This window comes from Streptococcus toyakuensis (genome assembly GCF_024346585.1).
Lineage (GTDB): Bacteria > Bacillota > Bacilli > Lactobacillales > Streptococcaceae > Streptococcus > Streptococcus toyakuensis.
Genome location: NZ_AP024523.1, coordinates 118,772 through 134,102, shown reverse-complemented (window position 1 = coordinate 134,102; position 15,331 = coordinate 118,772). Strand labels below are relative to the sequence as shown.

Here is a 15,331-nt window from a genome sequence, read left to right as displayed (position 1 = left end):
CCCTTATTCCTCCTTTGCAGATGGCTTTTTAATAAAGGATACTCCAAACATAACTGCTAGAATAAGAACAAGACCAATAACAATGCCTGCTTGTGAGCCAAATTGATTCAACATTCCTAAAATAATTCCTGATAGACCAAAATCTGCATCTGAGAAAGTTGACCCTTGGAAACCAAGTCCTCCCAAAACTGGCATTAAAAAGACTGGAAGAAAACTAATTAAAATACCTTGTAAAAATGCTCCAATAGTGGCTCCACGAACACCACCAGATGCATTCCCAATGACACCTGCAGTCGCTCCACAGAAGAAATGAGGCACAACGCCTGGTAAGATGACAACCGTTCCTGAAGCAATCATAATTGCCATACTTACTAAACCACCAACAAAACTAGAGATAAATCCAATTAGGACTGCATTAGGTGCATAAGTATAAACAATCGGACAATCCAAAGCAGGTTTTGAATTAGGTACAAGACGCTCTGAAATACCTTTAAAGGCTGGAACAATTTCACCCAAAATAAGGCGAACACCTGCTAAAATAACAAATACACCTGCTGCAAATTGACCTGCTAATTGTAAAGCATAAACTAGACCACTTGTACCATTACTGATTTCTTTTTCTATATATTCTGACCCTGCAAAGATAGCTACAATAATGTAAATAACTGCCATAGATAAAGTAATACTAACAGTACTATCACGTAAAAAAGCTAAACTCTTTGGGAATTTAATGTCCTCTGTTGATTTTGATTTGTCACCGATAAGGCTACCAGTGAAACCACTTAACCAATATCCCAAAGAACTGAAATGACCTAAAGCCACCTTGTCATTTCCAGTTAATTGAACCATATATTTTTGCACAAATGCCGGGGAAATACTCATAATAATACCGAGTGCTAATCCTCCTAGTAAGATGAGAGGCAAGCTAGTAAAGCCAGCAACTGATAAAATGACCGCAATCATACATGCCATATATAGAGTGTGGTGCCCTGTTAAAAAGATATATTTAAATCGAGTAAAACGAGCGATTAAGATATTGAACACCATGCCTGCAAACATAATCATTGCAGTAGCTGAGCCATATGTTGTTAAAGCTACAGCTACAATTGCTTCATTATTCGGCACAACTCCAGATAAATGAAAAGCATGTTCAAACATGGTACCAAATGGATTTAAAGAATTTTGTACAATTCCTGCACCACCAGATACAACTAAGAAACCAACAAAGGTCTTAATTCCACCTTTAATAATATCAGGTAATTTCTTCTTCTGAAGAACTAATCCTAAGATTGCAATTAAAGCTACTAAAATAGCTGGTGTACTAACAATATCCAATATGAACTTCATCATGACGCTAGCCTCCTATATAAGTCCTTTTTCTTCACAAATTTTAGTAATTAATTCTCGTAGTTCGTCCATATCAATAATACTATTTAAGATACGAACATCTCCAAGATGACTAGCTGAATCAGCTAGATCACGACCAACAATCCAAATATCAGCTGCATTTGGATCTGCTCCACCTAAATCATAATGTTCAACTTCTACATCCGAAACATTCAAATCACTCAATACAGATTCAATATTCATCTGTACCATAAAACTTGAACCTAATCCTGAACCACAAGCTGTACCAATTTTTAACATTATCTAATCCTCCTGTTTAATTATCATTTTAATGTCATCATAGTTTTTTGATGATATTAAAGTTTGAACATGATTTTTATCTCTTAAAATTGTTGTTAAATGTGACAAAGCCTTTAAATGACTCTCATTATCAATGGCTGCAATACAAATCAACAATCTTACCTCTTGTTCTGGATTATCCAATAAATAAATCGGTTCTTCCAAAACTAACATTGACATTCCTATTTCATTCACACCTTCATCTGGCCGAGCGTGAGGAATTGCTACTCCCTTCCCTAAATTAATAAAAGGTCCAAACTCTTCTACTTTTTGAATCATTGCCTCAGGGTAGTTCTCAGTTATCTTATCTTGATCCAAAAGCGGTTTAGCTGCTAAACGAATCGCCTCCTTCCATCCTAATTTTTCCGAACTAACCTGATAAGTTTCTTTTGTAATTAATTCTTCTAACAATGGTAACACTTCCTTTCTGTTCATTTCTTGATAGAGATACCTCTTTAATGCTAATTTTAACTCTAATTCTTGTGTGATTACACTATATCGTCTTACTATGCTAATTATCTGATTCAGCTCAATATCTCGATAACCTGTATCTGGGAAATCTTTTGATACCAATTCAACTAACTGTGTTGTTTGTTCTTCCGTCATCATAACAGAAACTAGATAATTTGGCTTCTCTGTCTCCACCTTTATGGTAGAAAAAACCATATCATAGTCACTACTAGCTTTCACCTGTAAATCATCAATCTTTGAGGTTCCTATAAACTCAATTTGAGGAAATAATGCTAATAGATTCTCTTTTAACATCAATGAAGAACTAACACCATTAGGACAAATGATTGCTGCTTTATAGCATTTTTGAGGCAAAGTATCTGCTTTCTTTAAATAACCTCCGAAATGGATAACAAAATATGCTGTTTCACTATCAGGTATGGGCTTGTCAATAGCGTCCATCAAGGGAGTCAAAGAATCTTTTACTAGTTCAAATAAATCAGGATAATGTTCTTTAACATGCAACACATATTCATTTGAACTAGGTAAGCCGAATTTTAATCTATAATAAGCCGGTATAAGGTGGCGGCGAAGATTTTCTCTCAATACTTCTCTTTGTTTAAAATGTAACAAAGAAATATCTTCCATTCTACTTATAATAGCCTCTGTTAATTGATTAAAGTAAACCGAAGCAACATCTACTTCACCTTCAAAGCAACTTGATAATAAAACTGTGATATAGCGATAATCATCCTCTGAAAATACCGTATCTATAATTCCCAAATCAACTACTGTATCCAATAAAATAGTCGTTATATCTTGAATAATAGGAGATACTAATGTCTCTGAAAGACATACTCTTTCAACATCCCTTTGATACCTACATATAATGAATACTAAACCGAAAAGGCAAACTTTTAATTGATTAACAATAGGTACTAGCTGTAGCTTTTCATAATAATCTTTAACTACCTGATTAATCAAATCATAAGTTAATGAATACCCCCAACTGGATAAAACATAATCCAACCCCCAAATCCCTATGGAGGATTCCAGCAACTCACTAACCATTTGAAAAGCTAAACGGTGCTTATTCCACTCTGAGCCGTGTAAAGTATAACCTTTTGCTCTACTGTACCCTAGCTCCAAATCATTATCTAACATAATCTTTCTTAATGATTGAATATCAGATAAGGTTGTATTCTTACTTACTTTCAAAAAGTCTTGGTAATGATTATTCGATATAAAATCTAATCGGCAAAAAGTGTAAAGATAGATTAATGCTAAGCGAGTCGACTTTGGTAAAACCAATTCATCCGACTTAATAATATCTGTCAAAGACTGCTTCGTACGATTTGATAAACTATAGCGACCTTGTTTTTTATCCAGCACTATCCCTTTATTAGCTAGATAAGGCACTAAATAATCTATTCCTTCTTTGACTTCCTTTATAGGTAAGCTCACCTTAACAGATAATTCATATAATGATAGCTCACAATGATCCATCAAAGTCATCAAAATAACTAGTGCTCTATAATCAAACATTTCTCTTCCTTTCTAACTACAATTATAGTGTAAAAGTTATAAGAATAAAAGAATATTTCAGCACAATATAATCTCACCTCCTACAAGTAATTATTGGGCTGAAACTTTTTAGTGATTATTTGTCAACTTTCTATTAATTTTTAAAAACAAAATGATATCATTTAGGTTTTAGTAATATCAACTGAGTAATATCTTCTAATTTTTTCATCTTTTTTTGTCAAGTAACTTTACTTTACAAAAAAAATGTGTTATCCTAGTATGGTTGATGAAAATCAGTAGATTGAATCGAATATAAATACCTAAAGGAGAAATCAAAATGGCAGTACCTGCACGTCGCACTTCAAAAGCGAAGAAAAACAAACGTCGTACACACTACAAAGTAACAGCTCCATCTGTGAACTTTGACGAAACTACTGGAGATTACTCACGTTCTCACCGTGTATCACTTAAAGGATACTACAAAGGACGTAAAATCGCTAAAGCTGCATCAGCTGAATAATAGAAGGGAGATACCATGCGCGTAAATATTACACTTGAACACAAAGAATCTGGTGAACGCTTGTACCTTACTTCTAAAAACAAACGTAACACTCCAGACCGTCTTCAATTGAAGAAATACTCACCAAAACTTCGCAAACACGTTGTGTTTACAGAAGTTAAGTAAGCATTCAATACGAATCAATACAGAAGAAAAACGCATAATATGCGTTTTTTCTTTTTGTTAATTTCAGTACATTACAATAAACATCATTCGAATGACTACATTATTTATGAAATAAATTAGAGGTTCGAATATATAAGAAACAGGAAGAACTAACTTCGCAACAAAATTAAATGTAATACATTCTTCAATTTCTAAAAAATTGATTTTGAACTAATGTAGAAATACTGTAGTATAATAGGTTTAAAGAATTAATAGTAATAAATCAATAAAGTAGGATGGACATATCATGAAAAATCATGAAGATCAAGATTTGGAACAATTAAAATCAGATTTAGAAGATTATTTTAAAGAAATCATACCCCAAGACAACGTAGAGATTTTTTACTTTAAAGATAAGAAATTTTTTTTAGAACAGTTTAGCCCTTGGCATCAAGATAAGGGTAACAATCTGATTAATGAATTTCTAAAAAAAGTTGAGAAGTCTGAAACAACTATGGACTTCTCTTGGCTGAAGATTCTATCAGATGACTTAAAAAAAGAAATAGAAAAAGCAGGTAGTCATTTGAATATGCGCTACCAAATTCCAACTCATTTTCATGGAGATATAGATACAGCTACTATTTTCCACTGTTTGGAAAATCCTAGAGGCTATTTAGGGGCTTATCAAGATAATCAAATTGATAAAGGTCTCGAGGAAACAAGCCTAAAAGGATATTATGGAAAAACCGAGATTTTGATAGCTGGTACTGAGAAAAAGAAAACTATTAAAAATATTAAAAAGATCTTAAAAGGATATAAAGAAAAGGAAATTGATGTTAAATCAATTATAGAAAGAAGATATAAATTAAAAAGTATTAAAGACGTCAAAGATATCATTTATAGTAATCAAAGCAATTTAATGAGTGAAATTAAACATATGTTTGATTTAAAATCTAAGTTTAATTTCAAAAACAATTCTAAAAAAAGTCAAAAAAATCTGTTAGAAAATTATTACTATTTGAGAGAGTATTATTCTCAACTCATTCAGATAAATAAGGTATTAGATTTTATAGAACTGGAAGGAAAGCAAAAGGAAATTGAAAAGATCGCTCAACAAATATGTAATTTAGAAATTTATCCTTTTTCATGTGCTCAACCTAATTTAGGTGAAAATGGCATTGGTGAAAAGATTATTCTCAATTCAGACTTATCTAAGTTGGGTGCGTTCATTGTACTGAGAAGAATCTATAAATATTTATATAATAAGGAATCACAAAAACCGGTTTTTGTTTTTCGTAAATATGATGCAGCATGGGAGAAATTGTTTAGAAAATTATTTAAAGAAGAAAAGGGGGAAGATTTTGCTAATAATGTTATGGAAAGACTAGAAAATCATTTCTTTTATTGTCAGTTACGACCAATAGGTGGAGGAATAACCGATGGAAATGTAATATCAGTTCCAAACTATAGAAAATTTATGGATATGAAAAAGTCTGCTTTTGATGAAATTACAAAATTACTACCTCGAATTGATGTAAAAAATAATTGAAAAAGATATCTTATAGCCAAATGGAAAAATTACAAATAAGCAATACGTCTAAAATCAAAAAAGAGCAATATTGCTCTTTTTAATATACGTATAAACTTTCAATCACGGTCTTCTGGAATAAATACATGAATATCAGCTTCATCACTTTGATCCCAATGAATGAATATTCTGCGACCTAATACCTTTTCTTCTATCTTAATTTCCTCAATTTCATAATAAACTTCTTCATTTGCATTAGTACTTTTCTCAAGATAATTTCTCACTTTTTGCTCGAATCTCAACTGTCCAGCATATTCCTTGGAGTTTCGATTTGCTCTAAAATCTTGAGGTGAGATATTGCTTTTATTATTTATAGCAAAAAATTGATTGGATTGTGAGTTATTAGCATTACGTTCATCATTTGTAAGTAAATACTTATCAAATGAGTCAGCAATAAAATGCCCTCGATCTTTTGTATTCTCACCTGGAATGGATGGGTCATCAGGATTATGACTTCTGTCCTTAACATGGTTAACATTACTTAGAGAAGCAACGAAATAGTTAGTTTTAGGATTTTTTCTAAGTATAATCTTCCACATTATTGGGTTTTCCCGATATATAGGTTCTTTGGTTACTCTACAATCTATTTCTACTTTCTTCAAAAAAGTATAATATTTACCATTTGAAATTAACTGCATTTCCCAATTTTTAAACTCACAGTCCCAATTATCAATGTTCAACTCATCACCAAATTGGTTATGAGCAATCGATATCAATGTGATATATGAGCTAATACTATTTGTTGTCATAATTCATTTTTCCCCTATTATTTATTTTTATCTTCGTCATTATTGATAGTTTAATATAGCTCACGTTAATTCTAAAATATCTTTTTGTTTATTATCAAAAACTTTTTTTGAATCAATGATTTTTTGGTAAAAATCATATTCAATCTCAGTAAAATAACAGAATACTTCAGCACACTCAATTAGAATAGGATTTAGTTCTTCCCTAGGAGACAAACCAACTGAAAATCTAATTCCAAAATCTCCATCAGATTGTTCTGTCCAAAAAGCCTGATGAAATGCGACTTCAGACAAATGAACATAACCAGATGATTTATTGTAAATTTCCTCAATCTCAGGATAATACTCTGACATCCTTTTCTTAAGATTGGTATCAGTCATCCTTCTGTTTTGATTATCTTTCAAATTTCTAATACTTTTACCACTTAAAGTCTCTTTAATAAATAATCTTCTGTTTTCTGATATAAAAGCCGCGAAGACTCTCATAAGGTTATCAAGTTGTGTTCGTACTAAGATTCCTGCACAAGTCAGATTTCTCGTTCTTAATAAGTCTATTATTCCATCAATAAATTGAACTCGTCTGTTAAGTGCAGAAATAAAAAAAATATCATCTTCAGTAAAATTTTCACCAATAATATCTGCAGCTATTGACTTTGATTCTTCACGATATTCTCTTAATTTATTAAAATATGTCTCTATTTCATTGAAATATTCATCATTTGTCATTACATTTCCTCCTAATCTACCTTTCTAATATGGACTCAATCATTGGTTCAATCCCATTTTCAATCAAGTTATCTATATTATGCTGAGCAGAAAAGCGCCCAACTTCATAAGCCACATAGTGTAAAATCTGAGCAGCCACTTCATTGACATTGAAGGAAAATTGTCCCTTTAAAATTCTATAAGAAAGAGTGGCGAAAGGATCTGCATCTTCAAATCGCTTCAAATATTGCTCGTAGTTAGAATGAATCGTCTGAATGATATAAATCGCGTGCGTATCATCTAACTTCATAAAGACCATTAAGCTTTCAATAAAAACATCACTTTTTTTGATGCATGCTTGACATAACTCTCTTGCTGGCATTTCATAAATATAGTTTTCTATGTCATCATCAAAAATACCGTGATTAATTTTTCCCCATATTGTTTTCTTAAATGTTTCGTCGCTTCTAATGCTCAACCATGCATTTAATGCCTTCAACATTTCGGTAGCATCTTGATACCTATAATCAGGTTCTAAATTCGTAGCTTTTTCACTAACAGAACGAAGTGAATGAGAAAAAATATTAGGATTCTTAGTCATAACAAAATTAATAATACGTCCCAGTGAATACACATCGCTTCGTTTATCAGCATCTTTTAAAAGTATTAATTGCTCTGGCGCGCAATAAAAGAGTTGACCAAAGGAAGTTGTGTCCGTTGTTTGATGAGATGTCAGAGTATTTAGGTTTTTTCCTAATCCAAAATCAGCAATCTTAATTATCCCATTCACGAAGAAAACATTGGTTGGACTTAAGTCTCTATGCAGAACATCTCTTTGGTGGACAAGAGACATAGTATAAAGTATTTGACGCAATATATTGAGCTTAGAGTCCTCTGTCAGCTCACTTGCTTCAATATAATTTCCCAATGTATCATCGGCTTTTTCCATTGTGTATGAACAATTACTACTATCGAAATCAAATACTCGAATAATGCTCTCAATATCCGAACAAGACTTAGTTATTTCATACTCTCTTTTTAACCTACTTCTCAACGATTGTCGTCTCACAGATTCCTCATTTAGTTTTTTTACCACTAATCCTGTAGATTTTTGGAAATAAATATCAGCAAAGCCACCCTTTCCAATCTCAACTAAATCTAAATCAATTTCTACTAAATAAAATTCATTTCCTCTTCTTGAGAGTTTTAAAGAATAAACAGAACAAATTTTATCTAATTCATTTATTATTTTCTGCTGATGCTCTAAAGCATCCACTTCACTTATCTGACGCTCTGTTAAAAGATATTGTTTGCTGAGTATAAGGTTGAAAAATGAATTGATAATGCCTCTAGATGAAAAGTCCAATAGCTTATCATTAACATATATCCATCTTGTAGGAAAACCCTGACCATAACTATCTTGAGTATGGAAATGGGTATTGAAAAAAGAAACTAGCTGAGGTCCTGATTTATAAGTAAACATCCCCATCTCATCTCCACAGAATATCTTTGCTACTCTTTTGTAAAAATCTGGATTGATCAATAACTCGTCCTCCTTATAGATGGTAATTCTTTAATTTAATAAATGTAGGCAGTGACATACAATCTACTTTCTCAATTAAACAGAGGGTGTCGTCAAGAATAGAAAAAATATAAAATCTATCTTGAAATATAGTTACAAAATAAGTCTCAAATTCCTTTGCTTTTAAACTTCTGTATTCAAATAGTGAGTGAAAATCATAATTTAACGCACTTACAATAATATCATCCGAATTATCTGTCTCGAGTATATCAATCAGCTTAAACGAATATGGAAAAAATAATAAAAGGTTTTTCTGTTTTTCCAGCATTTTCAACACTTTTATGATATCTCTTTCAATACCATACTTTCTAATATTTAAAAAGTTTTCCCCTAATCGAGTGAGCTCTGATATATCTCTTGTTCGGAATGCAACATGAATCTGAGTAGCTTTTACTTCACCGAATTTCTTTTTACTTTCATGAGTACCAATTATACCACCACCATAATTGCTAATACCCATAGAAAACAAATGACTAGCTTGTAATCTAGTGCTAGATGATAATAGTTTAAAGTCTATTTCATAACTTTTCGAGATTGCATCACATTGACCATTATTTTCATTTAACGGTTTAGAGAAAGGAGATTGCCCTTTATCTTTAAAATGAGATGACTTATTAAGTAGCTCTAGTAAATAGTTCTCATAATTACAATCGGGCTCTCCATCAACAAAATTTTTAATAATAGTAGCTGGTGGTAACAATTTGAATTTTATACGTGGGTCAATATTAGGGTTTAAATTCTCTTTCATAGTAATTCCTCCATATCATTATACCATCAATGTGTAAAGGAGTTGGTTTGTTGAAGTAATAACTCATTATAAAATTAATTTAGATGTATGATGCTAAATATTGCTCTTAACTAGTAGAATTAATTATTTATAGCTCTTACGATATTATTAATTTCTTCTGTTTATCAATATTTTAACCAAAAATAAGATTTCTATAATTTACTTTCAAGTTTATAATAGCATTTTCTTTGAATTAGGTATAATATAGTATATATGAAATATTATCGAGTTAAGGAGTAGGTAAAATGGGAGAGAAATTTAAAGAATTCTATTTCACTGGGGATCAAAGACTTCATAATTTAGATGAATTAGAAAAGGAATATGAACAAAAAAGTGGAGATATATCGAGTTACCGGGGTAGAATATTTTGTCCAGAATGTAGGATTGCTGAGCTAGCATTTACTCATAAAACATCAAAAAAAAGAGCTTTTTTGTCTACATTACCGTCGTCAGGTCATATGGCAGATTGTTCTCTCAAATATGAATCTGTATCCAGGAAGGAAATCAAGGATTACGTTAGTAATTTAGGTGAGGAGGAGATGCAAGATAGACTTGAAGCAATGTTAAATCGAATGTTGCCAAGAGAACGAGAAGAAAATCAAATTCCTGCTAATGATGAAGGCGATAATCCTTTTACAATATTAGTCGGAAGAGAAGGTCAACCTAATACTAGAAAATGTATCCCCAGAAAATCTTTGAAGAGCTGGTTTGATAAGGACGAAGAAAATAACGTCTTTCTATTTTATGGGAGCGTCCATTTAGAAGTTAAAGAATTTAAAACTAAATTGGGGGAGACTCAATACAGATTGATTGTGAAGACCAAACAAGATGGCGAGTGGAAAATAAAGACAACTATATATAGAGGGAAAAACAAGGATAAAATAGACCAACATCAAAATTATGATCTTGCTATTATTGGGCAAATCGAATTCTATAACAACCATCCACAAATTAAAACTGTATCTAGTTCTTCAATTATGTTTAGAAGAAGTCAAGGATAAAACTAAAAATTATAGGAAGAGTTTTTTCTTTTGTTAATTTCACTACATTGCAAGGCAAATCATTCGAATGACTATGTTTTTTAATTGAATTTTGATTACAAATATTCGCGTGATTTTCGCGTGAATATTTTAAAATATATCTTAGAAACACGATAAAATCAATGATTTTAATTATCAATCAAATTTACTTTTTCGCGTGACAATCGTCTTAAAAAACAAATTTAATCAACATTATATTTTAGGAAGGAAAAATAATTCTCGGAACATTTGCAGAAACCAAAACGCAGGCTCAGACCGTCCTGCGTTTTTTCATTCTTAGCCTACTCTCTAAATCTCATTCAATTTTTCGAGATAGGCGGTTAATTCTGCTTGGGCTTCTGGTGTTGTGCCTACTAGCTGGCTGCGCATGTATGCGAGTCTGGCTTCTACCTCTCCAATCTCTTTATCAATCTCTGCGAGCTGGTCGGTGAGGTCGGTGAGGGGAACAACTGGTTCTTCCTCGAAGGTATCGACATAGCGTGGAATGTTGAGGTTATAGTCATTTTCGACAATCTCTTCAAAGCTGGCTAGATGAGCAAACTTCTCGACATTCTCGCGTTTTTGATAGGTCTCCAAAATCTTGGCAATATGGTCTTCGGTCATATTGTTTTGATTTTTCCCTTTTTCAAACTCTTTTGAGGCATCGATAAAGAAGACATCCTTATTGGTACGATTCTTTTTAAGGATGATAATGGTCGTCGGGATAGAGGTGTTGTAGAAGATATTTGCTGGCAAGCCGATAACTGTATCAATAGCGCCTTCTTCTAGCAGGTGCTGGCGAATCTTTTGCTCGGCTGCTCCTCGGAAAAGAACTCCGTGAGGAAGGACGATAGCCATGACACCATTGTGCTTGAGATGGTAAAAACCGTGAAGGAGGAAGGCAAAATCTGCTTTAGACTTAGGCGCCAGAACTCCATAACTTGAAAAGCGAGGATCTTGCAGGAAGCCACTATCTGCTGACCATTTCAGTGAATAGGGTGGGTTCATCAAAACCCCATCAAAGTCTGTCGGCTCGGTAGTCGGCCAATCTTCGTCTAGGGTATCGTGGTTGCTGAGGTGGTAGTTCTCAATCGCGACCCCATGAAGCATCATATTCATACGAGCAAGGTTGAAGGTCGAAGTAATCAACTCCTGACCGTAGTAAGAAATCGTCGAAGCTTCCTTACTATAGCGCTTGGCATTGAGCAAGAGAGAACCAGAACCCATAGTCGGGTCGTAAACCGACATCCCCTTTTGATGCTCACGACCTGCAAAGACAATCTGAGTCATGAGGTGAGAGACTGCTTGAGGTGTATAGAACTCACCAGCCTTTTTTCCAGAATCGCTGGCAAACTGGCCAATCAAGTACTCATAAGCATCACCCAAGATATCACCAGCATGACCAGACACATTGAGGTCGTTGAGCTGTTTCATGACTTCAGAGATGGTCTTGTTTTGCTTTTGTGGGGTGTTGCCTAGCTTTTTCGCATAGAGGTCGATATCTTCGAAGAGATTTTCAAATTTTTCATTGGCCTGCTCGATATCACGGAAACTTTGGGCTAGGGACTCTAGCTGGAAGGTTCCTTCGTGGATAGACTGAACCAGCTTGGTAAAGGTCAGAGAAGGCTCAATCACATATCCCAGATCGTCATTTAAGACCTCAATGAGATCTTCACTGACATCTGCATCCGCAAAGTTTTCCTCATAGAGAAGCTGCGCTTGCTGGAAGGACTCAAAAGTCTCGTCCAAGTTATCACAGACGGCTTGGAGGATGTTGTCGGATAGGTACTTGTAGAAAATCAAGCCCAAGAGGTAGGACTTGTATTCATTGGCTTCCATCTGGCCACGCAGGATATCTGCCGCATTCCAGAGGGATTGGTAGAGTTCTCTTGATAAATCTGTTTGTGACATAGGGTCTCCTATCAATTTCTACTTTCATTCGTTTAGTGTAGCTTTTTATGGTCTTGGTATCTTTCTGAATTGAACACGACCTAAAAGCTGGGTAAAAAAGATAAACTGTCTGCTCTTCATCAAAGACTGTGCCAGTTTCCTATTTTTACTGGGCTTTTGACGGTCTTTGTATCTTAGATAAACATTTTTCTGAGTAGGGTTTGTTTGCTTTCTTTGAGCTGGTTGACTTTTTCCTCTTGCTTGGCAATGACCTTGTCTAGGTCTTGGAAAAAAGAACCGATGGCTTGTTGTTCTAGGAAAGCAGGAAAGGTAATGATAACTTTTTTTAATGAATTTAACTGTATATTTGGAAGTCCAGAACCAACTTGTAACGAATACAATTCTTGTTGCTGTGATTCTAAGAGGGCTAAAACATAGTAAATATCATTTTCTAATTCATCAATTGTAAAATTATGGCCCCCAGACCAATATTTCCCATCAAAATAATTCACAAATCCAGCTGAGGCTCCACCTTCAGATATCATTATATTCCCCTCACGATTGAACTCATCTGTATAACCAGATTCTTGTTTACCACCATTATACACTGGGTAGCAGTTCTTGCTATCTGCATTTGGGGATAGAAACTCTTTATTACGCTGAATCCCTTTAGATATTTCTACAAAATCCCCCAACTTAACTTCCTTCCACTCATTTTCAAATCCTGCGAAGCGAAGGGCTGGTTTGGTTTGTCCTTTGGCTGGGAAGAGGAGCTTGAGGTAGGTTTTCTTCTGCTCTTTGAGCACCTCCAACTTACGCTGTTGAAGGCTAATAAGCTGATCAATATCTTGGAAGAAAGAACCAATGGCAGTTTGCTCTGGAAGGGAGGGGAGGGAAATGACAGTTTCTCTAATAGTCTTTAGACCTAAATTTTTTATAGTCGTACCAGTTAAATTATTATTAAAATGTTTCACAATCTTAGGAGTTTGTAAAATGCTATATATAAATTTTCTATCAAATTCCTCAGTTGTTAAATAAGCTACGCTTTTCCCCAACATTACTTTCTCATCTCTATACCACGCTAAACTGCCTATTGTTCCATTTATAGACATCAAAATAGTATTTTTTAAACTAGTATCTGACACTGTTAATTGGTTACTTTGAACTTTTTTAGTTTCTGGAAATAAAAAAATTTTCCCATCGACAAGATTATTTCCATTTATAAAATAACAATCTCCATCTTCAGAATAAACAGGCGTCCCATGAATACCATCTCCTATTTTGGAGATACCATCACTCAACTTCTTCTCTTCCCAAGGTTCAGTATGTCCCACAAAGCGATAACTTGGTTTCCTTGTCATATTACTCCTCCAACTATTTCATCTTTATCTGTATCGATAAATTGCAATTGATAAGCTTTACGAGCCCCCCATACCTTAAGTATTTCCTTAATATTATCTTCATACTTCTCATTGAACTTGTCTACATAAATGCTCACATCCGGTGTCTGTTTAAAAATTTCTTTAAAGTACGGAGCATCCACTCCATTCTCATCCCGAATATTAAAACCAATGAAGTAGATTTCTTTGATAGAACTTAAACTTTTGAAAAACTGTATATTATCAGTTAATATACTATCAACTGGTTTCTTTAACTTATTAACAACTTCTTCCATATATGCTCCTACATTTAAAGGATTAAAATCGTCTTCCTCACCATCATGACCATGTCCAAAAACAAATTGACTCACACCAATAACGCCGTGCATATGAAAAATGTTCTGCTCAGAAATTCTATATAAATTTTCTAACGTTTTTGTATAATTAAAATTTAGAAATGTTGCATCAGAGTTTTTCAAAACTGTAGCTTTTAACAATTTATAACACGAATTTTCACCATTTCTAAGAATTCTATCAGTCCATTCAAAATATGTTTCTTCTATCCACAATTTAAATAATTTATTTAAAGAATATAATACATATTTAGCTAGAGTTTCTCCTATTTCATTAGCATTACTAGCTATTATACTGCCATCCAAATCTCTAGCGTTATATATACAATCTGTATTAACAATAGACACTTTATTAAAATCTGCTAATTTCTCTTCAAAATCAGACCAAAATTTCTCAGTTCCTGTAATTTGACCCATTAACTGATACAATAACTTATACAAATCTACATCATCTGGATATAAATCTCCCCCATCTGATCCCATTTGCATCTCAGGTATTGTATCATCATCAATTTCTTCTAGCAATATTTCTTCATCAATTCTATTTAGATATAATTTTATGGCATCTTCACTTTGCAACGACTCTAACAACTCATCCTTCCCATAAGCCTGCTGATAAACAAACTTTTTGAAATATAGATAATTTGTCTTTAAATCATGTGCTATATCAAAACCATTTCCGATAATAAATAATTTCTCCACTCTATCCCCCTTTTATATTACTCCATTTTCTTATTTCTACACTTTAGATCTTCTTTTTTGATTTCTATTCTCCAATTTTGGCAGTTTTTACACTTTAGGATGTCCATCTGTCATTTCTATTGTTCAATTTTGGCCATTTTTGCACTTTAGAACGGCAACTATGCTATTCTATTCTTCAATTTTTCCTATTTTGAAACAATAGAAGAGCTGATTTTGTGATATAATGTTAAAAAACGTTGAAATGCGAGGATGACTA

The 15,331-nt window shown here is 33.3% G+C and carries 14 protein-coding genes; 4 read left to right on the top strand and 10 right to left on the bottom strand.

Features of this window, described 5'->3' with window-relative positions:
* Window positions 1-3 precede the first annotated feature (3 nt).
* Genes STYK_RS00640 through STYK_RS00630 form a run of 3 tightly spaced genes read right to left on the bottom strand, consistent with a single transcriptional unit; the run spans window position 4 to window position 3,681 of the window.
* Window positions 4-1,350 carry a PTS ascorbate transporter subunit IIC gene (locus STYK_RS00640; protein WP_000975289.1) on the bottom strand — a complete coding sequence of 449 codons (1,347 nt, stop codon included), beginning with the start codon at window positions 1,348-1,350 and terminating at the stop codon, window positions 4-6.
* A gap of 12 nt (window positions 1,351-1,362) precedes the next feature.
* Window positions 1,363-1,647, bottom strand: coding sequence for a PTS sugar transporter subunit IIB (locus STYK_RS00635; RefSeq protein WP_000912474.1), 285 nt, complete (start codon window positions 1,645-1,647; stop codon window positions 1,363-1,365).
* Window positions 1,648-1,650: 3 nt separating this feature from the next.
* Window positions 1,651-3,681 (bottom strand): BglG family transcription antiterminator, encoded by a 2,031-nt coding sequence (locus tag STYK_RS00630; protein WP_261805057.1) that lies wholly within the window; start codon window positions 3,679-3,681, stop codon window positions 1,651-1,653.
* Between the two features lie 316 nt (window positions 3,682-3,997).
* On the opposite strand from STYK_RS00630, the gene rpmF reads away from it, so the two are divergent.
* The 3 genes from rpmF (at window position 3,998) to STYK_RS00615 (ending at window position 5,873) form a co-directional block, all read left to right on the top strand.
* Complete coding sequence (rpmF, locus tag STYK_RS00625; protein WP_000290417.1) at window positions 3,998-4,180, top strand: 50S ribosomal protein L32; 183 nt, start codon at window positions 3,998-4,000, stop codon at window positions 4,178-4,180.
* A gap of 15 nt (window positions 4,181-4,195) precedes the next feature.
* On the top strand, window positions 4,196-4,345 hold the full coding sequence (rpmG, locus tag STYK_RS00620) for a 50S ribosomal protein L33 (RefSeq protein ID WP_001265622.1): 150 nt from the start codon (window positions 4,196-4,198) through the stop codon (window positions 4,343-4,345).
* A gap of 286 nt (window positions 4,346-4,631) precedes the next feature.
* On the top strand, window positions 4,632-5,873 hold the full coding sequence (locus STYK_RS00615) for a hypothetical protein (protein WP_261805056.1): 1,242 nt from the start codon (window positions 4,632-4,634) through the stop codon (window positions 5,871-5,873).
* Between the two features lie 98 nt (window positions 5,874-5,971).
* Here the strand turns inward: STYK_RS00615 and STYK_RS00610 are convergent, their stop codons facing one another.
* Genes STYK_RS00610 through STYK_RS00595 form a run of 4 tightly spaced genes read right to left on the bottom strand, consistent with a single transcriptional unit; the run spans window position 5,972 to window position 9,693 of the window.
* The gene (locus STYK_RS00610) at window positions 5,972-6,661 is read right to left on the bottom strand and encodes a DNA/RNA non-specific endonuclease (protein WP_261805055.1); all 690 of its coding nucleotides are present in this window, start codon (window positions 6,659-6,661) and stop codon (window positions 5,972-5,974) included.
* A 60-nt stretch (window positions 6,662-6,721) separates the two neighbouring features.
* A complete protein-coding gene (locus STYK_RS00605; protein ID WP_261805054.1) occupies window positions 6,722-7,384 on the bottom strand; it encodes a hypothetical protein in 663 nt (220 codons plus the stop codon).
* Window positions 7,385-7,400: 16 nt separating this feature from the next.
* Window positions 7,401-8,906, bottom strand: a complete 1,506-nt coding sequence (locus STYK_RS00600) for a serine/threonine-protein kinase (protein WP_261805053.1) — start codon at window positions 8,904-8,906, stop codon at window positions 7,401-7,403.
* Window positions 8,907-8,919: 13 nt separating this feature from the next.
* Window positions 8,920-9,693, bottom strand: a complete 774-nt coding sequence (locus STYK_RS00595) for a hypothetical protein (protein WP_261805052.1) — start codon at window positions 9,691-9,693, stop codon at window positions 8,920-8,922.
* A 284-nt stretch (window positions 9,694-9,977) separates the two neighbouring features.
* On the opposite strand from STYK_RS00595, the gene STYK_RS00590 reads away from it, so the two are divergent.
* Window positions 9,978-10,733 (top strand): hypothetical protein, encoded by a 756-nt coding sequence (locus STYK_RS00590; protein WP_049531669.1) that lies wholly within the window; start codon window positions 9,978-9,980, stop codon window positions 10,731-10,733.
* A 327-nt stretch (window positions 10,734-11,060) separates the two neighbouring features.
* Here the strand turns inward: STYK_RS00590 and STYK_RS00585 are convergent, their stop codons facing one another.
* From STYK_RS00585 to STYK_RS00575, 3 genes are all read right to left on the bottom strand, one after another.
* Complete coding sequence (locus tag STYK_RS00585; protein ID WP_261805051.1) at window positions 11,061-12,662, bottom strand: type I restriction-modification system subunit M; 1,602 nt, start codon at window positions 12,660-12,662, stop codon at window positions 11,061-11,063.
* A 173-nt stretch (window positions 12,663-12,835) separates the two neighbouring features.
* Window positions 12,836-14,002 (bottom strand): restriction endonuclease subunit S, encoded by a 1,167-nt coding sequence (locus STYK_RS00580; RefSeq protein WP_261805050.1) that lies wholly within the window; start codon window positions 14,000-14,002, stop codon window positions 12,836-12,838.
* Window positions 13,999-15,075 (bottom strand): bacteriophage abortive infection AbiH family protein, encoded by a 1,077-nt coding sequence (locus tag STYK_RS00575; RefSeq protein ID WP_261805049.1) that lies wholly within the window; start codon window positions 15,073-15,075, stop codon window positions 13,999-14,001. Before STYK_RS00575 ends, STYK_RS00580 begins: the two co-directional genes overlap by 4 nt.
* Between the last annotated feature and the right edge of the window lie 256 nt (window positions 15,076-15,331).

Coding starts and splice junctions, on each gene's coding strand:
- STYK_RS00640 (WP_000975289.1), bottom strand. CDS start 1,350: ATGATGAAGTTCATATTGGATATTGTTAGTACACCAGCTATTTTAGTA.
- STYK_RS00635 (WP_000912474.1), bottom strand. CDS start 1,647: ATGTTAAAAATTGGTACAGCTTGTGGTTCAGGATTAGGTTCAAGTTTT.
- STYK_RS00630 (WP_261805057.1), bottom strand. CDS start 3,681: ATGTTTGATTATAGAGCACTAGTTATTTTGATGACTTTGATGGATCAT.
- rpmF (WP_000290417.1), top strand. CDS start 3,998: ATGGCAGTACCTGCACGTCGCACTTCAAAAGCGAAGAAAAACAAACGT.
- rpmG (WP_001265622.1), top strand. CDS start 4,196: ATGCGCGTAAATATTACACTTGAACACAAAGAATCTGGTGAACGCTTG.
- STYK_RS00615 (WP_261805056.1), top strand. CDS start 4,632: ATGAAAAATCATGAAGATCAAGATTTGGAACAATTAAAATCAGATTTA.
- STYK_RS00610 (WP_261805055.1), bottom strand. CDS start 6,661: ATGACAACAAATAGTATTAGCTCATATATCACATTGATATCGATTGCT.
- STYK_RS00605 (WP_261805054.1), bottom strand. CDS start 7,384: ATGACAAATGATGAATATTTCAATGAAATAGAGACATATTTTAATAAA.
- STYK_RS00595 (WP_261805052.1), bottom strand. CDS start 9,693: ATGAAAGAGAATTTAAACCCTAATATTGACCCACGTATAAAATTCAAA.
- STYK_RS00590 (WP_049531669.1), top strand. CDS start 9,978: ATGGGAGAGAAATTTAAAGAATTCTATTTCACTGGGGATCAAAGACTT.
- STYK_RS00585 (WP_261805051.1), bottom strand. CDS start 12,662: ATGTCACAAACAGATTTATCAAGAGAACTCTACCAATCCCTCTGGAAT.
- STYK_RS00580 (WP_261805050.1), bottom strand. CDS start 14,002: ATGACAAGGAAACCAAGTTATCGCTTTGTGGGACATACTGAACCTTGG.